The organism is Stenotrophomonas pictorum JCM 9942, assembly GCF_001431585.1.
GTDB classification, from domain to species: domain Bacteria; phylum Pseudomonadota; class Gammaproteobacteria; order Xanthomonadales; family Xanthomonadaceae; genus Stenotrophomonas; species Stenotrophomonas pictorum.
Genome location: NZ_LLXS01000048.1, coordinates 1 through 18,234, shown reverse-complemented (window position 1 = coordinate 18,234; position 18,234 = coordinate 1). Strand labels below are relative to the sequence as shown.

Sequence of the window (18,234 nt, the reverse complement as noted above, 5' to 3'; positions counted from 1 at the left end):
CCCGATCACCACAGCGACTCACGGCGTAGAGCCGGCCGCACATCCGCACGAGCGTGATCACGTTCGGCGGGCAATTCCTCACTGACACATCCATCGGCTCAGTCCATTGGGCTGGGCCTTTATTTCGCCTTCGCGCGGAGTTAAACGCTATGAAACGCCATGAAACCCCGTTAAACCAAAAGTCCCTCCGGCTGGCTTTCGGCGTGCACAACGCGGCGAAAGACGCACCGGCAAAGGTCGTGCGTCAGATCGAGAGCGAGGCCCAGGCGCTGGCGGTCTCCATTGCCGCCGGCAGCCACAAGCTGGACTACGTGGCCGCGTGCATCGGCCGCAGCCGCAGCTACGTGTCGCGGATGCAGACGGGGTCGGCCCCGATCCCGGATCGGCTGATCTCACCGCTGTGCGCTGCGACGGGCACCAATCTGCTGCGCCAGTACGTCGACATGCAGCGCGCACTGAGCGGGCAGGGCGATGTGCAGCGCCTGGCTGCGTTGATGCAGGTGGCGGCATGAGCCCCGTCCGCGACCAGGTGGGGATGTGCGACGTGTGCCTGGAGGCCCTGCACGGCCCGGCCATGACCGAGGACGAGGTGCGCGAGCATCTGGCGCGCTGCGCTGAAGAGGATGCCCGGGCGGAGCGTAGGCGGCGGCCATCGCCGCAACTGGATCTGGGAGGTAGTGGTGAGTAATCACTGGCTTCGCCTGTGGCACGAAATGCCTCACGACCCGAAGTGGAGGACTATCGCGCGCCACTCCGGGCAGCCGATCAGCCTGGTTCAGGCCGTTTATCTGCACCTTCTGGTTGATGCGTCACGCAATGTCACGCGTGGTCACGCAAGTGTCACGAATGAGGATTTGGCGAGCGCGCTCGACTGTGACGAATCGCAGATTGATGCGGTGCTCGGTGCGATGCAGGGGCGCGTGCTTGAGGGGATGGCGATCTCGGGATGGGAGAAGCGGCAACCCAAGCGCGAGGATGCTGGAAACTCCGAAACCCGCGCCAAGACTGCATCTCAGAGGAAGCGGGAGCAGCGCGAACGTGATCGAGAGTCACGCAATGTCACGCAATGTCACGACGAGTCACGCAATGTCACGACAGATAAAGATAAAGATAAAGATACAGAAAGAGCTGAAGAGGCTAACGCCTCTTTGTCCGCAGCTTCGCAGCGTGACGACGATTCAGCCCCCGATGACGACAACAGCGAACAGCCGGGGCGGGTTGCATGCCCCCACCAGCAGATCGTCAGCCTGTACCACGAGGTCCTCCCCGAACTGCGGCAGGTCCGCGACTGGAACGAAACGCGACGGCGTCTGCTGGGCCGTCGATGGTCCGAACAACCAGCGCGGCAGGACCTGGAGTGGTGGCGGGGCTTTTTCGGCTACGTCCGCGAGTCGGATTTCCTGATGGGCAAGACGATCGGCCGCGACGGCCGCCCGTTCGACTGCGACCTGGAATGGCTTGTCCGGCCGACGAATTTTGCGAAAGTGATCGAGGGGAAATACGAAAATGACCGCGCTTGATGCTCGCGCCGAGATCGACCGCATGGCCGCGCTGTACGCAATGCCGGATGACGCGCCGATGGTGCGGGTGGTTCCGCACAGCGTGCAGGCCGAGCAGGCCGTGCTGGGTGGCCTGATGCTGGCACCGGAGGCGTGGCCATTGGTGGCCGACTCGCTGACCGAGGCCGACTTCTACCGCGCCGACCATGCGCTGATTTTCCGCAGCATCCGCCAGGCTGCAGACGCCGGCCAGCCGTTCGATGTGGTGACGATGGCCGAGTGGTTCGAGGCCCGCGGGTTGCTGGGGCAGGTAGGGGATGGCGCCTATCTGATCGAGCTGGCCAGCACCACACCATCGGCGGCCAACATCGTGGCGCATGCTGGGATCGTGAGCGCCATGGCCACGCGCCGCCGGCTGATCGAGTTCGGGCACAACCTGGCCGATGCTGCGTTTGAGCGCGACGGTCGCGACGTTGCTGAGATCATCACCGAGGCAGGGCAGCAGTTCGGTGAGCTGCAGCCAGCGCAGAAGGGCGGTCTGCTGCTGGCGTCCGACAGCCTGAAGAGCTGGTTCGCCCGGTTCACGGAGCGCAGCGAGCGTGGCGAGCGCATCACCGGCTTGCCGACGCAGTGGCATGCACTCAACGATGCCACCCATGGCCTGCAGCCGGCCACGCTGTACCTGATCGCTGCGCGCCCGAGCATGGGCAAATCGGTGTTTGGGCTGAACCTAGCCACGTTCGCTGCGCTGCGCGGCAAGACCGTGGGCCTGTTCTCGCTGGAGATGAGTCAGGACGATTGCCACACGCGCAACGTTTCAGCACTGGGTGAGATCCCTCACGACTGGCTGCAAGCGCCGAACCTGGCTGCAGACGACGCCGACAGCTACTCCACCCGGATGCATACCGCGCTGCGGCAGCTGAAAGGGTCGCAGCTGTACATCGATGACACCGCCGGCATCAGCGTTCGGCAGTTCGAGGCCCGCGCACGTCGGCTGCACTACCGGCACAAGCTGGATCTGTTGGTGGTTGACCACATCCACGATTTCAAGATCGATGCGAAGCAGGCGAGGTTCGAGTACGGCGCGATCGCTCAGGCCGGCAAGAATCTAGCGAAGGAGTGGAATATTCCCGTAGTCATGCTCGCGCAGTTGAACCGCAACGTTTCAGGGCGAACCGAGCGCCGACCGACGCTGACCGACCTGCGTGAGTCGGGAGAGCTGGAGCAGAAGGCCGACGTGATCGTGTTCCTTCACCGGGAGGATTACTACGACACACCAGAAAGCAAGACCCACCTGCAGGGCGTGCTGGAGATGCATATCGCCAAGGGGCGCAACGTGCGCGCTGGCGCGCGGCTGAACTTCCGCAACCGGTTCGACCAGATGCGCATCGATGACTGGGAAGGCTCGCTACCAGCGGCGCCGCAGCCGACAGAGCAAAAGGCGAAAGGCTTCCCCGGCGCAAGGAAGACGGCTGCTTCTGCCGTGGAGGGTTTCTGATGCGCTGGCAACTTGGCGAAAACAAGCAGCACCTGCGCTCGGAATGCGGGCGGTTCTATCTGCCGAAGTTCCACGGCATCAACGGCCCGGTGTACCGACTGGTGGACGGCACGACAGGCATCTGCACGGAGCATGGCGAAGGCGCGAAAGAGCGATGTATGCAGCGTGCGGAGGAAATCCTACGGCGCGACATGGAGACGAGGAAATGAGTGCACTGGAGAAACAGGTCGGCGGTGGGCACTACCGTGTGGGCGGGATCCAGCCAGTGCAGTATGCCGAAGCCAATGAACTCAGGTTCCTGGAGGCCTGTGTGGTGAAGCGTGTCACCCGGCACAACCGCGAGGGCGGCAAGGGCCGGCAGGACATCGAGAAAGCCATCCATGAGCTGCAGCTGCTGCTGGAGCTGCGCTATGGGGGTGAGTCATGAAGCGCCTGTTCGTGATGCGCCACGACAATCCGCAGCGGCTGGTGATCGCCGATCGCGCGATCGCCGAGCTACTGGAGCGCGTCGGGGTAGGGCAGGACACTGAGGTTGAGATCCGCGAACCGCGGCGCACCCTGGACGCCAACGCCTGCATGTGGGCGACGCTGGGCGATATCGCCGCTCAGGTGGACTGGCCTCATACCAATGGCAAGGGCGAATGGGCTATCGCGCGGATGCCGGCCGAATCGTGGAAGGCGGTGCTGACGGCGGCGTTCGAGGGCGAGACGCGCATGGCCCAGGGTGTCGGCGGCGGCAGCGTGATGCTCGGTGCCCGGACCAGCCAGTACAGCCGGCGGAAAATGGGCGAGTTCATCGAGTTCACACACGCGTTCGGTGCTGAGCGCGGCGTGCGGTGGTCGGCCAAAGCCGAGGACGAGCTGGCAATGTGGGCGCCGGTGCGGAGGGTTGCCTGATGCACACCAAGAACGCCAAGGCCATCACCGCGGCCGAAGACGCGCACCTGAAGGCGGTCAAGGACATGCCATGCAGCGTTTGCGATGCCCCAAGCCCCAGTGACGCCCACCACATCAACCAGGGCCAGCACTTCACGACCGTAGCCCTGTGCAAGGACTGCCACCAGGGCAGCTTCAACGGCTGGCACGGCCAGAAGCGCATGTGGACGGTCATGAAGATGGATGAACTCGCCGCGCTGAACGTGACCCTGCGCCGGCTCAACCAGAGGGATGCAGCATGATCACCCTGACCCTTCCGTACCCGCCCAGCGCCAACCGGTACTGGCGCCATGGCACCATCAAAGGCCGGGCCGCGATCTTCCTGTCGAAGGAGGCCAAGGACTACAAGGCCGTGGTCGCCACCCTGGCCAAGGTCGCGGGCATCCGGCAGCCGCATGCCGGCCGCACCGCGCTGACCATCCGGCTGTACCCGAACCGGCCGCAGGACTGGGCGAAGCGCGCCCGCAAGGACCCGTACACCTGGGATGACACCGTCCAATGCATTGACCTCGGCAACTGCGAAAAGGTCCTGTCCGACGCGCTGAACGGCGTGGCCTGGGTGGACGACAAGAAGCACCGCCGCATTCTGCTCGAGCGCATGGAGCCGGACGAGAGGGGCGCGCGGGTGGAGGTCGAGATCGAGTTCCTCGCCGCGGCACCGTCGCTGCTGGATGGGGTGGCCGCTTGACCGACGTTCGCATGTGGAAGCGGTACCGGGCACGGATCCACCGCCTTGGCCGGTGCTCGGTGTGCCAGTTCCGGGAGCTGACCGAGGGCGCTTATCACTGCGCGCGGCAGCCGGAGCGGCAGGGGGCATGCGTGATCGATGGGAAGTTGCCGGCGTTCCGGCTGGACACCGAAGTGCTGGACGAGCTGCGAGACGGATAGGGCAGGAGGAGACGATGGCCGCGTCGAACCACGACAGCAACCGTGATCCCACGCCGCGCCGGCAGGTAGAGCGCTGCATCAAGCCGGCGTTTCACCTGACTGACTGCGCAACGCTGCAGGTCCTGGCCGGCAAGCTGCAGAAGCGCATCCGGCAGACGCTGTATGCCCGCGGCGCTGGAACTATGGTGGCCATCAACGGGCAGGGTGAGGTGTACCTGCTGATGGCCGGGGAGGCCAGGACCGACAAGTTCTACGCCGAGAACTACGGAATCGTGATGGGCGTCTATGCCGAGCTTCCGATGGGAGGGGGCAATGCGACAGTCCCGGATCTGGACGTGCTGGCCGAGGACATTCGGTTCCACCTGCCTGCCGGTGCGCTGATCGACGAGCCTGCGCAAGCAGCTGAGCCAAAGCCTGTGCAGTTGGAACTCGTCTTCCCTCCGTTGCATGAGTTCGCAGCTGCCGCGTAATGGCGGCATGAGCGACCGCCAGACGCCCACAATCATCGAGCCACATCACGGAGCGCCGGCCGGGGCGCTATTTGCAGTACCGGCACGACCAGCGGGCAGGTGTCGACAACAGCCCGCAGCCGACACGGAAGGGGCCGCGTGCGGCCGGCCGGGGGCCATGACCCACGGTGACGCCAATGCTTCCGGGAATCGGCGACTCTTTGCTGTAGGGGGCTGACCCCATGGCAGGACTGACGCCCAAGCAGGAGGCCTTCTGCCAGCGCTACCTGGAGAGCGGGAACGCCAGCGAGGCCTACCGGCAGTGCTACAGCGCCGAGAAGGCAAAACCCGAGACGATCAACCGCTCGGCGAAGGAGCTGCTCGATAACCCCAAGATCGCCGCAAGGCTTGATGAGCTCCGAGGGGTGGCTCTGGCTGCTCATGGGGTCACGATCGCCAGCCTGGTGGCAGAGCTGGAAGAGGCCCGGCAGGTTGCCAAGAAGCGGGAGCAGGGCGCCGCAATGGTGCAAGCCACCATGGGGAAGGCAAAGCTGGCAGGGCTGGACGATGGCGAGAAGGATGACGACGACGCGCCTCCGCCTGCCGCCGTGACGGTCACCGTGGTCAGCGGGCGGAAACGTGCCAACGCTTAACGAGCCGCAGGCCGAGTTCCTCCAGCTGCCGCACAAGTTCCGGGCGTTCGTCGGGGGCTTTGGCTCGGGCAAGACCTGGGTGGGCTGCGGCTCACTGTGCCGGCATGCCTGGGAGTTCCCGCGCATCCCGGCCGGGTACTTCGCCCCCAGCTATCCGCAGATCCGCGACATCTTCTACCCGACGATCGAGGAGGTGGCCTTCGATTGGGGGCTCCGGGCGCAGATCAACCAGTCCAACAAGGAAGCGCACCTATACGCTGGCCGGCAGTACCGCGGCACAGTGATCTGCCGATCCATGGACAAGCCCTCGAGCATCGTGGGCTTCAAGGTGGGCAAGGCGCTGGTCGACGAGATCGACACGCTGAAGAAGCAGAAAGCGCATGAGGCCTGGCGCAAGATCATTGCCCGCCTGCGCGTGAAGGCGCCCGGCCTGCAGAACGGCATCGACGTCACCACGACGCCCGAGGGCTTCAACTTCGTCTACGAGCAGTTCGAGCAGATCCCGGGGCAGGACCCGAAGAAGGCCGGACTCTACGGCAAGGTGCACGCCAGCACCTACGACAACGAGGCCAACCTCCCGGACGACTACATCGAATCGCTGTTCGAGACGTACCCGGCGCAGCTGGTGCAGGCCTACATCGATGGCCAGTTCGTCAATCTGACCAGCGGCTCGGTCTACCCGGCCTTCAGCCGCAAGCTCAACTACACGCTGGCTACCATCAACGACGAAGACCGGCTCCACGTGGGCATGGACTTCAACGTGATGAACATGACGGCCATCGTCTGCGTCATCCGGGCCGGGCAGCCGCTGGCGCTGGAGGAGTTCACCGGCGTGCGTGATACGCCGGCCATGATCGTGGCGCTACGGGAGCGGTTTGGCGACCGGCAGATCGCCGTCTACCCAGACGCCAGCGGCGAGAGCACGCATACCAACAACGCCAGCGTCTCGGACCTGGGCTTGCTGCGTGCGGCTGGTTTCATCGTGCGGGTGCCGCCTGCCAATCCCCGCATCCGTGCCCGCGTGGTCAGCGTCAACGCGATGCTGTGCAACGCCCGCGGCGTGCGCCGGCTCCGCGTGAACCCACTCGGCTGCCCGAAGCTGACTGAAGCGCTGGAGAAGCAGGCGTTCGATGCCAACGGCATGCCGGACAAAACCACCGGCTTTGACCATCCGCCGGATGCGCTGGGCTACTTCATCCATAGCCGATTCCCTGCTGTGGCCAGCGCACGCGCGCCAACCTCCGTTGAACGGTCTCGGGTCATCACGCCTTATAGCCGCCAGTGGCTGGAGCACAGCGACGACGTGGCCGACGCAATGGAACGAAAGAGGAAGATGCTATGACCGGTCCCGGCGACCAGCTGGTGCAGGCAATGGAAGCGGACGAGATGGAGCAGGCCGAAGCCGAGCGCCGCGCCACTGCCACCTTGGAGGAAGAAGGGGCGGTCAAGGACTGGCTGAAGCGCATCGAGGAGGCTCGCGAGTTCGACAAAGCCGCCCGCGAGGGCTACGCCAAGGACCGCAGGTACTGCCAGGAGCAGGCCAACGCCGACGTGTACGACGTGCGCGTGCCGATCGCCGGCACCTATGTCGGGATCCTGACGACCTTCCTGTACGCCCGGGACCCGGAGACCAGTGTCGACCTGGCCGAGGCTGTGTCGGCTCGCATCAAGGAGGAAGCGAAGGCGTTCGCCACCACGCTAGAGATCGTCGTCGGCCGGCTCTGGAAGAAGGGCAAGCTGAAGGCTGCAGCCGATCCGCTGGTGCGATCGGGCCTGAGTGTCGGTATTGGCTGGATCAAGGCGGCGTGGCACCGGGAGACCGGCAACAATCCGGCGCTGCAGCAGGAGATCGCCGGCCTGCACTCCAGCCTGGCGGCGATCAATCAGCTGCAGGCGAGTCTGGCCGAGGGCATCGTCGGCGACGACTCAGTCCAGCGCGCTGAGCTGGAGCAGCGACTGCAGCAGGCCGAGGACGAGGCGCAGCGCATCATCTTCAACGCCTTGTGCATCGACTTCGTGCGGGCCGAGGACATCCAAGTCGCGCCCGAGTGCGCCAGCCTGCAGGCCTACGCCGACAGCCCGTGGATCGCCCAGCGGCTGTTCATGCCGGTGGAGAAAGCCAAGGCCACGTATCCGGATGCGGCTGAGCTTCTGGGCTCGGCCACTGCGTACTTCCGCGTGCCAGGCCGGCAAGTCGATGGCGCCGGCTTCGGTGGTGCAGCACCCGGGGCACAGGCCGATGCGTTCACCAAGGGGACGGCCGGTGCCACCGACACGAGCAACGCTTGCGTGTGCGTGTGGGAGGTCTGGAACAAGGAAACCGGCCACGTCATCACCCTGGCCGAGGGCTGCCCGCGCTACCTGCGCCAGCCGTTCAAGCCGGAGCAGCGCACCACGCGGTTCTACCCGTTCTTCAGCTGGGCGGTGATCTGGAACGACGGCGCGCGTCACCCGCAGTCGCTGGTCGACCGCTCGCGCTCGCTGCTGGACGAGTACAACCGCGTCCGCACGAACTACCGCGAGCATCGCCGCCGTGCGATCCCGAAGACGGGGTTCGATCGCGGTGCAATGGATCCTGTGGATGCCAACAAGCTGGCCGATGCCGCTTCCGGTGAAATGGTTGGCGTGGACCTGCAGGGCATGCGTCCCGAGCAGGTGCTTTTCCCGATCAGCTACAACCAGATTGACCCCGCGCTGTACGACACGCAGGTGATCCGCTCCGAGCTGGAGATGATCTGGGGCGTGCAGGAGGCGTTGTCGTCCAGCATCCAAGTGGCCAAGACCGCCACCGAGGCCGACATTCAGCAGCAGGGTACGGAGTCGCGCATCGGCTACGCCCGGGACAGCCTGGACGAAATGCTGTCCGACCTCGCGGTCTATACCGCCGAGCTGGCCACCTCGCCCAACGGCCTGACGCCCGAGGATGCCGCGGCAATGGCAGGTGTCGAGGCAATGTGGTTCAACGTGCCCGAGCCCGAGATGCTGGACATGGTGGTCCAAGTCGACATTCGTGCCGGTTCGTCTGGCAAGCCGGCCACCGCGCTGCGCCAGCAGCAGTGGTCGATCCTGCTGCCGCAGCTGCAGCAGGCCGCGATCCAGATTGGACAGATGCGCGGTTCGGCGCCGGGTGACATTGCCAACTGCCTGGAGCAGCTGGCGGTTGAGACAGTGAAGCGCGCCGGTGATACCAGCATCGACCCCTACAGCTTCATTCCGCAGGCGCCTGCCCCGGTTGCGCCGGGACTGCCGGGCGATCCCGCCCTGGATCCCGCGCTCGCACTCGGTGTCGATGGCGGCCAGCCGCCGATTGATGCATCCGCAATGCCTGACCCGGCCGCGATGACGCCGCCGGCAATCACCCCTGTTTGACCCGAAACGCCGCCAGCGAGGAGACACACGTGCGTATTGACCAGAACGAACCCGACACCAACACCGCCGTCGAGGATGACGGCACCGCCGCCGCTGCAGCTCAGGCCGCAGCCACCGTCGCCAGCAATGACGGCGACACCAACTCCGAGGCCATGGACGCCTTCAGCCAGGGCGTGGAGAAGGCCCGCGAGCAGGAGGTGCTGGAGGAGGGCGCCGCCCCGGCTGCTGCCGCTGATGGCCAGCCTGCTGCCGGTGCTGAAACCGATGCCGCTGGCAGCGAAAGCGCTGGCGCAGCCGCGTCTGCTGCTGGTGCTGAGGCCGGGCAGGGCGGCGAATCGGCGGCCGCCACTACTGCAGCTGACGCCGCACAGCCCGACGCGATCGACGCCGAGATCAAGGATCTGGGCATCGCCAACGAGCGCACCCAGAAGCGCTTCCGCGAACTGAGCGAGCGGGCCGCGGAGGTCGAGGCGCTGCGCCCGGCCGCCGAGCGTGGCCAGCAGTGGGAGGAGACCATCAAGTCCACCGGCGCGAATCCGGAGCAGATGGGCAACGCGCTGAACTACCTGGCCGCCATCAACTCGCGCGACCCGGCCGCCATGGGGCAGGCCTACGACTTCATGCAGCAGGAGATGGCGTGGCTGGCCAAGGAGCTGGGCCGGCCGGCACCGGGCTATGACCCGCTGACCGAGCATGCCGACTTGGCCAAGCAGGTGACCGATGGCGACATGACCCGCGCCGCGGCGGAGGAGCTGATCCGGACGCGCCGCGCCACGGCACTTCAGCAGGACAGCCAGCAGCGCCAGCGCCAGCAGGCCGAGCAGGAAGCCAGTGCAGAGCAGGCCCACCAGCAGGCGCTGCAGCAGGTCGGCGCCCTTGGCCAGCAGCTGCGTGCTGCTGATCCCCTGTTCGAAGCCAAGTTCAAGGCCATCCAGCCGATGGTCGCGGTGATCCAGAGCACCCTGCCGCCCCAGCAGTGGGCAGCGGCAATCCAGCAGGCTTATCTGGCAGCACCAGCACCGGTTGCAACGCCGCCGGCCCAGCGCCCGCCCGCTGCGGCACCGAACAATCCCGCCCGCGCCACCGGCGTTGACCTGAGCAAGGCGCCGACGAAGGAAAACGCATTTGACTTCGGCGTGGCCGCCGCCAAGGCACAGGGCCGGTAACCCCGTTGACTGGCATGCCGGCTGGCGCATATTGCGATCCAGCCGGCCAACGCCGGCATCGCGAGTGACGTAAGCCGGGTTCGCCGCCGGTAGCGCTGAAACGAGAGTCGCGCCCTCGGAACGCGAGAGACCACGCCCACACGGGCTCCTCTTTCCCTCCGAGGTGCGATATGCCTTTGACTCCCGCCCAGTTGGCCTCCGGCGCCAACTACCAGATGCAGTCCTATGCGACTGACGACCCGATTGATCAGTTCACCAGTGAGCGCCCGACGGCGAAGTGGCTGATCGACAACAAGATCGAAACCGTCTTCGGTAATGGCATCTTCAACGAGAAGGTGCGCTTCACCAACGACAGCAACTACCAGAACTATTCCGGCGATGACCAGGTCACGTTCAACCGGAAGGACACCGTGCGCCCGGCCCCGTATCAGCACTACGAGGCGCACGACGGCTTCAGCCTCAACGAGACCGAGCTGGCCAACAACGGCATCATCCTGACCGACGACAAATCGGCTCAGATGACCGATGCCGAGAAGATTCAGATCGTGGACAAGCTCCAGGAGGGCTGGACCACGCTGAAGGACGGCTTCCAGGAGAACTGGGATCTCGAGATCCACCTGGATGGCTCGGCCAACCCGAAGGCGGTGCCGGGCTTGGACGCGCTGGTCAGCACCACGCCGGACGTTGGCGTGATCGGTGGCCTTGATGCCGCCAATGCCGCCTGGTGGCGCAACTGGGCCCTGATGGGTATCAGCACCGCCACCGCAGGCAACCTGGTTGCGCAGCTGGAGAAGCTGTGGCGCCAGACCATCACCTACGGCAAGTTGGGCGCGCCGAACTACATTCCGGTCGGCTCGGATATGTACGACGCGCTGCTGGCTGACGCACTGAAGGTGATCGGGCGGCAGATCAACATGGGTGGCACCTCCACCGGTGGCGTGACCGTGGACCCGAGCACCAAGGCGCTGGCCTTCAAGGGCGTGCCGGTGGTGTGGGATCCGACCTTCGATGCGCTGGACGAGGAGCTGGGGCCGATCACCCACCCGTGGAAGAAGCGCGGCTACTTCCTCAACAGCAAGGCCATCCGCCTGCGCCCGGTCAAGGGCCGCTGGATGATCCGCCGCACCCCGCCGCGCGTGTACGACCGCTACACGTACTACTTCGGCCTGACGGCGGACTACGGCCTGACCTGCCGCAAGCGCAACTCGAACGCGGTTTTCAGCATCGCCTGATCACCCCCAATGTGCCGGCGGGGTGAGCCTCGCCGGTCAGGAGAAAGAAATGCCGAACACGAAAACCATCGCGGGCAGCGCCATCGTTGCCCTGGACAAGACGCCGCTACTGGGTGGCGAAGGCCGCGAGGGCTTGGCCCATCTCGGCGGCAATGCCTCGGTCACCACCGGCGTACTGCTGCAGGGCCACCCGGGCCTGGCCAGCGGTGCCACCCCAGCGGCCGGTGACGCCGGCTGGGTCACGCTGCTGAGCGGCGCGGCCAATCTCGGCCCGGTCGTGGAAGTCGCCGACCTGCCGAAGTTCGTCAAGCTGGGTGCCGCTGCCACGGGCCCGATCACCCTGGAGGGCGTGCAGTAATGGCCAAGATCATCACCCTGACGCTGGTCACCCTGCTGATCGACCGCGACGCCAGCACCAAGCTTCCGACCACCGTGCCGGAATACGAGCAGTCCATCCTCGAAGAGATCTACGGGGAGGAGCTGGTGACCGAACTCGAAACCAGGGACGTGCAGTTCGAGGACTTCGACGTCGGCACCGCCTTCGCTGGTCTGGTCAAGAAGTACGGCGGCAACGCTGACTCCGACGCGGCGCGCGCTCGCTACTTCAACCGCGAGCGGGATCTGGCCAAGTTCATCGACAGCCGGCAGCCGTCGGCGGCCAAGGCTGAGGCGAAGGCTCCGGCGCTCACCGCAGCCGAGAAGAAGGCGGCCAAGGCTGCGGCGAAGTCCGGCAAGGACGCGCCGCCGGCGACCGACTTCACCGAGCTGCTGGCCGGCGATGTTGCCTCGATCACCGAGAAGCTGAAGGGCCTGAGCGATGCGGACTTGGTTGCGATCGAAGCGGCGGAAACCGAAGGCCAAGCCCGCGAGGATCTGCTGGCCGCGATCGATGACGAGAGCGAGTCCCGCAAGCAGTAACCCGACCCGCTGGCGGCGGTGACGGCGGCCGGCCGGGGGTGACTCCGGTCGGCCTTTTCACAGGAGGAAACATGGCCATCAAATACGACTTCGATAGCGTTCCGGCTGACGTTGCCGTCATTACCCATCTGCAGCTGGGGGGCGGAGTTTCAGCTGCTGGCGGCGGCTTTCTCACATTCGATAAGGCCGACACGGAGTACGGCGATGGCGACTTCACCCTGAATTTCCGAAACGAGGTGGATCTGGTCGTCATTGTGGAGTTCGTCGAGTTCAACTCGCAGAGTCCATCGGCTGACACGCTCTCGTACGAGGCGGCGCAGATCGAAGAGAACGACAGCTTCACCAAATATCTCAACGAAACCCCTCCGTACCCCAGCGACACCATTGGGCCCTACGGGATCGTGGGATCTTTCACGCCCACGCAGCTGCGAATCCCATACACGACTTGGGGTGGCGGCGCAGACAAATACCTGGACTTCTGGCCCTCCAAGTACGGAGCTGGGCCTGCCGGATCGCTCATCCCGATGCCGGGGCGCTACACGGTGCGAATCCAGTTCGAGATCGCCGGTGACGATGGTGGCGGCGAGACGGGGACCGACTACAACTGCGCGTGCGACGACGCACAGCCAACGGTCACGCTGCAGCAGATGCGAGAGCGCCTCGCGCGCCGGCTGGGCTTTTCGGTGCAGGTGAGCATGGGCGCCTTGCCGCCGGGTATGCCAGAGCTGCTGGACGACTTCGTCCGCAGCGCCCATGAATTCCTGTATCAGCGCTACTCGGTGATGCGCCTGCGCCGTATGTTCACGTGGGATCTGGCACCGGGTGTGCGCTTCTATGATCTCGACGGCAACGTCGACACCTGCCCGCGGGTGCTGAACCCGGACAAGCTGGAATGGGTGGGCATCTCGCAGGGTGACTCCAGCTGGCAGCCGTTAATCTGCGGCATCAATCCGGTGCTGTACGGCTCGACCGGCACGGGAATTCCGTCGCACTACGAGATCCGGCAGTGCATCGAGGTGTGGCCGGCACCGGTAGACGACACCTGGCAGCTACGCATCAAAGGGGATTTCGGCCCCTCGCCGATGGAGGCAGATGGAGATGTGCTGACGGCGGATCCCGAGGCAGTGTTCCTGCAGGCACTGGCCAACGCCAAGGCGCACTACGGCCAGGCCGATGCGGGCAACTACGCCAGCCAGGCGACGGCCTACATCCGTAGCCGTGTGGCCGGCTCACACCAGACGCGCCGCTACATCCCGGGCACCCGCGTCCAGGCGCCGGCAGTTCGCCCGGTGCTGAAGGAGGATTGAGCATGCGGCAGATCGCAATGTCAGCGGTCAAAGCTGGCATCACCCGGCTGCGCGACAAGGGCGGCGCGTCTTCGGACTCGCTGTACGACCTGCTCAACGGGTACGTGACCGCGGCGCGGACCATCAAGTGCCGTCCCGGCACGCGTATCGACGCCGAGCTACCTGAGGGCACGAAAGGGCTGGTCTGGTTCAAGGGCAAGTTCGTGGTGTTCTCCCACCACGTCCGGAGCAGTGACGACCCGCGAGTAGAGGTGGAGGTGATCCGCCATCCGTCTGCCGCGGATACGCCGATCAAGGACATCCACTTTGCCCTGCCGTTCTTGGGCTACCTGTACGTGGTGGCCGAGTTCGAAGATGGGCTGGTGCGCCACTATTGGCTGGAGAAGGGCGAGGAGTGGCTGCCCGGTCATGTGTATCTGCCCGGCACGTTGGTGCGCCCGAGCAATGGCAACGGTCTGGCCTATCGCGTGGAGTCTGACCGCGCCGGCTATGTGCCGTGGGCACCCAATGTGGCCCGAGCACTGGGCGATGTCGTGGTGCCGATCGTCGACAACGGCTACCGGTACGTCGCCACCGAAGTGATCGGCGACAGCCCACGCTCTGGTACATCCGAGCCGGTGTGGCCCACCAATCCCGGCGAGGTGGTCATCGAAGAGGTGGACGCCCAGGCCCAGTACACCGTTCCCGAAGCAGGCGCCGGCAGCGCTACGGTGCCGCCCAGCGTTACGGACCGCTACGGCCACGGCAATGCCGCGAACAGCACGGCAAGCAACACGGAGATCCGCTGATGAGCTATGCCGTATGGCAGCCCGGCTTTCTGTACCAGCCTGGCGATATCGTCGTTCCGATCACCATGCCATCGCCGGGCGCGACCGCGGTGGTCAACGGGGACTTCAGCGCCGGCGCGTCGGGCTGGGATTACAGCGGCGGCGCGGCCTACGTCTCCGATGGCCATGGTTTTGGCGGGGTTGGGTGCGTCCGCCTGCCCGGGAATGTCGCCTCGGGCCTGGCGCTGAACCAGACCCGCCTCATCGTGCCGGTGGGAAAGTCGATCACCGCGTCCTGCATGATCGAGCAGGGCGCCTCCACCGTGGGCGCAACGCGCGGCTGGGTCGAGGTGCAGTGGTACGCGGCCGATGACACTCCACTGGGCTCGCCCGATAAGGGCAACGAGGTCAACGACGGCAGGGGCGGGGCATGGCACCGGTCCAGCGTCACTGCGACCTGCCCAGCTGGGGCTGCCTACTGCCGAGCCGGCATCGCACTGTGGTCCGTCGCCGACCACAACTACCCGATCTGGGGCGACGCCCTGCAGGTCTCGGGGACCTTCGCGGGGCTCCCGTCTGGGTTGGCCTACCGGGCTGTGCAGAGCGAGTCGGGGTTCTCGGCGGCGAGCGAGCCGGCCTGGCCACCCATCCTCGGGCAGCAGGTGATCGACAACGAAGTCACCTGGGAGGCCATCTCGGCCACGCGCGTGGTGTGGACGGCCGAACCGCTGTACGTCAGCGGGACTGTGGAGCCGGACTGGCCGCAGGACGATGGCGGGATGGTCAAGGATGGCTCGGTAACCTTTCGGGCGGTATCGCGCCGCGTGGAGGATCCGAATTGCCCGAACACCAAGATCGTCGGGATCGCCGCATCCAAGGTCTTTTGCGCCGACGACGACATCGTGCGCTACAGCGCCACGGTCAATCCGCTGGATTGGTCCAGCAGCGACGACGCCGGCTATCTGCCCACAGGCCTGCAGAACTACGGCGCCAACCCGGTGGAGGCCATGGGCCTGTACCGCGGCAACCTGATCCCGTTCAACGCCGAGGCCTTCCAGCTCTGGCAGGTCGATGAGGACCCGGCCAGCATGGCGCTGCTGGACGCCTTGCCGATGGGGAGCACGCAGCATCACGCGATGGCGCCGGTGTCGAACGATCTGTTCTTCCTGGCCTCGCAGGGGGTGCGCACCGTCGGTATCGCCGCCAGCAGCACCAACTTCCAGGCCGGCGACGTGGGCATGCCGATCGATCCGCTGGTCCAGGCGGCCATGGCCGATGGCGTGGCGCCGCTGGGCCTGTATTTCCCGGCGGCCGGACAATACTGGCTGATGTTCCCGCGCGAGACCGACACGCATGTGTTCGTCTACACGATGACCCGGATCGGACAGGTGGGCGCCTGGTCCCGGTACGAGTTCCCGTTCGTGGTCGAGGACTGGGCGATCGCGGGGGATTCGCTGTACCTGCGGTCGGGAGATCACGTGCATCGCGTGGATGAGACGGTGCTGGGCGATGAGGTGATGGTGGGCGATGATCCGCCGGTGCCCACGGTCGTCCCCTTCCCGGGCCTCATCCGCTGGCCGTGGCTGGACTTCGGGCAGCCGGGCGTGACCAAGATGCTTTACGGCTTCGATGTCGTTGGCACCGGCGCTGTCTCCGTGTCCTTTGGCATCGACCAGAGCAACGGCGGCCTGTTCACGCCGGGCTATCCGGTGCCGGCGGATACCGTGCCTGGCATGGTGATCCCGATGCCGCTGGCGGCGGCGTCGCTGGCTGTGGAGCTGCGTTATGACGGCTCCGAGCAATGGCAGTGGAATGCCCTGCAGCTCTATCTGCAGGACAGCCGGCCGATGAGCTGATGCTCCGTTGAACCGATGACGGGCTGGCCGAGCATAGCGGCATGAAAACAGCCCGCCTTCCTTCGAACGTGATCCCCTGCAGGCCGGAGCACATCGTCTACCTGGTCAAGAAGATGCGCGAGGACGAGCGCGCGCAGTTCATCGCGCTGAGCGGGCTGGAGCAGTTCGACGAGGACGCGGCGGTTCGTTGGTTCATCGAGGCCGCCCACCTGAGCGGGGTGTATGCCGTGACGGTGCTGCAGGACGACGATCTGCCCGCCGCTGCCGGGGGCTTCCAGCCGGCCGGGCCGGGCGTGTGGCAAGCGTGGATGCTGGGCTCCGAACAGGGCTGGTCCGAGCAGTGGCGAAGCCTGACCAAGGGCACGCGGTGGTTGATGGATCGGATCTTCGAATCCGGCGCCCATCGGCTGCAGACCAGCGCCATCACCAGCCGGGAGCACGCCATCGAGTGGTTCGAGCGCTCGCTGGGCTTCAAGGCCGAGGGCGTGTGGCGCCACTACGGCATCCGGGGCGAGGACGTCGCCCACTTTTCCCGACTGCGAGGTGAGTAATGGGCGGCGGCGGATCCAGCAAGGCGACCAACAAGGCCACCCAGGCCGAGGGGTTGCGCCAGGCCAACATCAACCGCTCGGTGCAGCAGATCAACCAGATCTACGGCAGCCCGCAGCGTGAGGCGGACATCAACGACTTCCTCGGCGCCAGCCGCAGCTTCTACAGGCAGAACCTGGACCGGCAGAAGGACACGGCCGACCGCAGCCTGAAGTTCGCGATGGCGCGCAACGGGCAGACCGGCGGCTCGGTGGCCGTGGATGCCAACCGCCAGCTGGGGCAGGACTACCAGCAGGGCGTCCTGTCTGCCGATCGCCTGGCGCAGAGCGCGGCCAATGAGCTGCGCAATGCCGACGAGCAGAGCCGCATGAACATGATCTCGCTGGCGCAGTCGGGGGCGGACCTCACTGCCGGCGGTGCCCGGGCGGCGCAGATGCTGCAGGCCAACCTGGCCGGCGCCAATGCCAGCCTGACCACCAATGCCTTGGGCGACGTCTTCGGCGGGCTGTCGAAGATCTACGAGAACAGCCGGAACGCCGCAGCTGAGCGCCGCGGCAACCGGGATATCTACAACCTGCTGTACACGCCCGGGTTTGGGCAAGGAGGCCGCTGATGGGGACCGAGTCGATCTGGATTCCGATGGTCATGGCTGGCCTCAGTGCCGGCGTGAACTACAACGAGCAGCGCAAGACCGCCAAGCGACAGGACAATATCCTGGCCGGGCAGATCCAGCAGAACTCGGTGCGGCAGGCTGAAGCCGACCGCGCGGTGGGCGACGCGCTTCGTGATCGATCCCTGTCCAGTGCCGAGCAGGAGCGCGCCAGCACCGGCAACCAGTACCTGGACCAGGTGCGGGCGGCGCAGGCCAGCGCCACGCAGGGGCTTGGCCAGGCTGGCGCGGTGAGCAACGCCTACCGGCAGGCCGCCAACGACGCGGCGCTGGGTGTGGGCGATTACGCCGCCAAGACGGCCGGCCTGATGGCGCGCATCGATGCTCCTACCCAGCAGCGCCAGCGCGAGGCGGTGGCCAGCGAACAGCTGCGCACCGACCTGGGCCTGATCGGCCGCAAGTCTTCCGGCGACGATTTCATTTCCCAGCTGAAGCTGCGCAATGTGCGGCCGAATCCCTGGGTGAGCGTTGCAACGC

Annotated in this window: 23 protein-coding genes; all 23 read left to right on the top strand. The window is 65.9% G+C overall.

Annotation, left to right across the window (positions count from 1 at the left end):
• Positions 1 to 239: 239 nt before the first annotated feature.
• Positions 240 to 512 carry a hypothetical protein gene (locus tag ARC78_RS14255; protein ID WP_145974352.1) on the top strand — a complete coding sequence of 91 codons (273 nt, stop codon included), beginning with the start codon at positions 240 to 242 and terminating at the stop codon, positions 510 to 512.
• Positions 509 to 688 (top strand): hypothetical protein, encoded by a 180-nt coding sequence (locus ARC78_RS14250; protein ID WP_054657391.1) that lies wholly within the window; start codon positions 509 to 511, stop codon positions 686 to 688. Before ARC78_RS14255 ends, ARC78_RS14250 begins: the two co-directional genes overlap by 4 nt.
• A complete protein-coding gene (locus tag ARC78_RS14245; RefSeq protein ID WP_145974351.1) occupies positions 681 to 1,520 on the top strand; it encodes a hypothetical protein in 840 nt (279 codons plus the stop codon). Before ARC78_RS14250 ends, ARC78_RS14245 begins: the two co-directional genes overlap by 8 nt.
• Positions 1,507 to 2,997 (top strand): replicative DNA helicase, encoded by a 1,491-nt coding sequence (locus ARC78_RS14240; RefSeq protein ID WP_241772753.1) that lies wholly within the window; start codon positions 1,507 to 1,509, stop codon positions 2,995 to 2,997. Before ARC78_RS14245 ends, ARC78_RS14240 begins: the two co-directional genes overlap by 14 nt.
• A complete protein-coding gene (locus ARC78_RS14235) occupies positions 2,997 to 3,206 on the top strand; it encodes a hypothetical protein (protein ID WP_054657387.1) in 210 nt (69 codons plus the stop codon). The genes ARC78_RS14240 and ARC78_RS14235 overlap by 1 nt, the downstream gene beginning before the upstream one ends.
• On the top strand, positions 3,203 to 3,424 hold the full coding sequence (locus ARC78_RS14230; RefSeq protein ID WP_054657385.1) for a hypothetical protein: 222 nt from the start codon (positions 3,203 to 3,205) through the stop codon (positions 3,422 to 3,424). The genes ARC78_RS14235 and ARC78_RS14230 overlap by 4 nt, the downstream gene beginning before the upstream one ends.
• Positions 3,421 to 3,894, top strand: coding sequence for a recombination protein NinB (locus ARC78_RS14225; protein ID WP_054657383.1), 474 nt, complete (start codon positions 3,421 to 3,423; stop codon positions 3,892 to 3,894). Before ARC78_RS14230 ends, ARC78_RS14225 begins: the two co-directional genes overlap by 4 nt.
• On the top strand, positions 3,894 to 4,175 hold the full coding sequence (locus ARC78_RS14220; protein WP_054657381.1) for a hypothetical protein: 282 nt from the start codon (positions 3,894 to 3,896) through the stop codon (positions 4,173 to 4,175). The genes ARC78_RS14225 and ARC78_RS14220 overlap by 1 nt, the downstream gene beginning before the upstream one ends.
• Positions 4,172 to 4,621: a RusA family crossover junction endodeoxyribonuclease gene (locus tag ARC78_RS14215; protein ID WP_054657379.1), complete on the top strand. Its 450-nt coding sequence runs from the start codon at positions 4,172 to 4,174 to the stop codon at positions 4,619 to 4,621. The genes ARC78_RS14220 and ARC78_RS14215 overlap by 4 nt, the downstream gene beginning before the upstream one ends.
• Positions 4,622 to 4,835: 214 nt before the next feature.
• Complete coding sequence (locus ARC78_RS14205; RefSeq protein WP_054657375.1) at positions 4,836 to 5,291, top strand: hypothetical protein; 456 nt, start codon at positions 4,836 to 4,838, stop codon at positions 5,289 to 5,291.
• 221 nt (positions 5,292 to 5,512) lie between these two features.
• The gene (locus ARC78_RS14200) at positions 5,513 to 5,923 is read left to right on the top strand and encodes a terminase small subunit (protein WP_057506535.1); all 411 of its coding nucleotides are present in this window, start codon (positions 5,513 to 5,515) and stop codon (positions 5,921 to 5,923) included.
• Positions 5,910 to 7,265: a terminase large subunit domain-containing protein gene (locus ARC78_RS14195; RefSeq protein WP_054657371.1), complete on the top strand. Its 1,356-nt coding sequence runs from the start codon at positions 5,910 to 5,912 to the stop codon at positions 7,263 to 7,265. The genes ARC78_RS14200 and ARC78_RS14195 overlap by 14 nt, the downstream gene beginning before the upstream one ends.
• Positions 7,262 to 9,292, top strand: a complete 2,031-nt coding sequence (locus tag ARC78_RS14190; RefSeq protein ID WP_057506534.1) for a hypothetical protein — start codon at positions 7,262 to 7,264, stop codon at positions 9,290 to 9,292. The genes ARC78_RS14195 and ARC78_RS14190 overlap by 4 nt, the downstream gene beginning before the upstream one ends.
• A gap of 29 nt (positions 9,293 to 9,321) precedes the next feature.
• Positions 9,322 to 10,458: a hypothetical protein gene (locus ARC78_RS14185; protein ID WP_057506533.1), complete on the top strand. Its 1,137-nt coding sequence runs from the start codon at positions 9,322 to 9,324 to the stop codon at positions 10,456 to 10,458.
• Positions 10,459 to 10,628: 170 nt separating this feature from the next.
• Positions 10,629 to 11,690 (top strand): phage major capsid protein, encoded by a 1,062-nt coding sequence (locus tag ARC78_RS14180; RefSeq protein ID WP_096144985.1) that lies wholly within the window; start codon positions 10,629 to 10,631, stop codon positions 11,688 to 11,690.
• Positions 11,691 to 11,739: 49 nt separating this feature from the next.
• Entirely contained in the window at positions 11,740 to 12,048 is a 309-nt protein-coding gene (locus tag ARC78_RS14175) for a hypothetical protein (protein ID WP_057506532.1), read from the top strand.
• The gene (locus tag ARC78_RS14170; protein WP_057506531.1) at positions 12,048 to 12,608 is read left to right on the top strand and encodes a hypothetical protein; all 561 of its coding nucleotides are present in this window, start codon (positions 12,048 to 12,050) and stop codon (positions 12,606 to 12,608) included. Before ARC78_RS14175 ends, ARC78_RS14170 begins: the two co-directional genes overlap by 1 nt.
• Positions 12,609 to 12,679: 71 nt before the next feature.
• A complete protein-coding gene (locus tag ARC78_RS14165; protein ID WP_054659298.1) occupies positions 12,680 to 13,915 on the top strand; it encodes a phage adaptor protein in 1,236 nt (411 codons plus the stop codon).
• Positions 13,916 to 13,917: 2 nt separating this feature from the next.
• Positions 13,918 to 14,703: a hypothetical protein gene (locus ARC78_RS14160; RefSeq protein ID WP_241772752.1), complete on the top strand. Its 786-nt coding sequence runs from the start codon at positions 13,918 to 13,920 to the stop codon at positions 14,701 to 14,703.
• Positions 14,703 to 16,538, top strand: coding sequence for a hypothetical protein (locus tag ARC78_RS14155; protein WP_054659300.1), 1,836 nt, complete (start codon positions 14,703 to 14,705; stop codon positions 16,536 to 16,538). Before ARC78_RS14160 ends, ARC78_RS14155 begins: the two co-directional genes overlap by 1 nt.
• A gap of 41 nt (positions 16,539 to 16,579) precedes the next feature.
• Positions 16,580 to 17,089, top strand: a complete 510-nt coding sequence (locus ARC78_RS14150; protein ID WP_145974350.1) for a hypothetical protein — start codon at positions 16,580 to 16,582, stop codon at positions 17,087 to 17,089.
• Positions 17,089 to 17,700, top strand: a complete 612-nt coding sequence (locus ARC78_RS14145; protein ID WP_054659304.1) for a hypothetical protein — start codon at positions 17,089 to 17,091, stop codon at positions 17,698 to 17,700. Before ARC78_RS14150 ends, ARC78_RS14145 begins: the two co-directional genes overlap by 1 nt.
• The coding region (locus tag ARC78_RS14140; protein WP_057506529.1) for a hypothetical protein at positions 17,700 to 18,234 on the top strand (535 nt) is incomplete at its 3' end. The genes ARC78_RS14145 and ARC78_RS14140, both read left to right, overlap by 1 nt.

Bases quoted from the DNA above. Each gene is read 5' to 3' on its own strand.
- ARC78_RS14240 (WP_241772753.1), top strand. From the start codon at position 1,507: ATGACCGCGCTTGATGCTCGCGCCGAGATCGACCGCATGGCCGCGCTG.
- ARC78_RS14180 (WP_096144985.1), top strand. From the start codon at position 10,629: ATGCCTTTGACTCCCGCCCAGTTGGCCTCCGGCGCCAACTACCAGATG.
- ARC78_RS14215 (WP_054657379.1), top strand. From the start codon at position 4,172: ATGATCACCCTGACCCTTCCGTACCCGCCCAGCGCCAACCGGTACTGG.
- ARC78_RS14200 (WP_057506535.1), top strand. From the start codon at position 5,513: ATGGCAGGACTGACGCCCAAGCAGGAGGCCTTCTGCCAGCGCTACCTG.
- ARC78_RS14230 (WP_054657385.1), top strand. From the start codon at position 3,203: ATGAGTGCACTGGAGAAACAGGTCGGCGGTGGGCACTACCGTGTGGGC.
- ARC78_RS14205 (WP_054657375.1), top strand. From the start codon at position 4,836: ATGGCCGCGTCGAACCACGACAGCAACCGTGATCCCACGCCGCGCCGG.
- ARC78_RS14220 (WP_054657381.1), top strand. From the start codon at position 3,894: ATGCACACCAAGAACGCCAAGGCCATCACCGCGGCCGAAGACGCGCAC.
- ARC78_RS14160 (WP_241772752.1), top strand. From the start codon at position 13,918: ATGCGGCAGATCGCAATGTCAGCGGTCAAAGCTGGCATCACCCGGCTG.
- ARC78_RS14250 (WP_054657391.1), top strand. From the start codon at position 509: ATGAGCCCCGTCCGCGACCAGGTGGGGATGTGCGACGTGTGCCTGGAG.
- ARC78_RS14165 (WP_054659298.1), top strand. From the start codon at position 12,680: ATGGCCATCAAATACGACTTCGATAGCGTTCCGGCTGACGTTGCCGTC.
- ARC78_RS14170 (WP_057506531.1), top strand. From the start codon at position 12,048: ATGGCCAAGATCATCACCCTGACGCTGGTCACCCTGCTGATCGACCGC.
- ARC78_RS14150 (WP_145974350.1), top strand. From the start codon at position 16,580: ATGAAAACAGCCCGCCTTCCTTCGAACGTGATCCCCTGCAGGCCGGAG.
- ARC78_RS14235 (WP_054657387.1), top strand. From the start codon at position 2,997: ATGCGCTGGCAACTTGGCGAAAACAAGCAGCACCTGCGCTCGGAATGC.
- ARC78_RS14225 (WP_054657383.1), top strand. From the start codon at position 3,421: ATGAAGCGCCTGTTCGTGATGCGCCACGACAATCCGCAGCGGCTGGTG.
- ARC78_RS14190 (WP_057506534.1), top strand. From the start codon at position 7,262: ATGACCGGTCCCGGCGACCAGCTGGTGCAGGCAATGGAAGCGGACGAG.
- ARC78_RS14155 (WP_054659300.1), top strand. From the start codon at position 14,703: ATGAGCTATGCCGTATGGCAGCCCGGCTTTCTGTACCAGCCTGGCGAT.
- ARC78_RS14145 (WP_054659304.1), top strand. From the start codon at position 17,089: ATGGGCGGCGGCGGATCCAGCAAGGCGACCAACAAGGCCACCCAGGCC.
- ARC78_RS14175 (WP_057506532.1), top strand. From the start codon at position 11,740: ATGCCGAACACGAAAACCATCGCGGGCAGCGCCATCGTTGCCCTGGAC.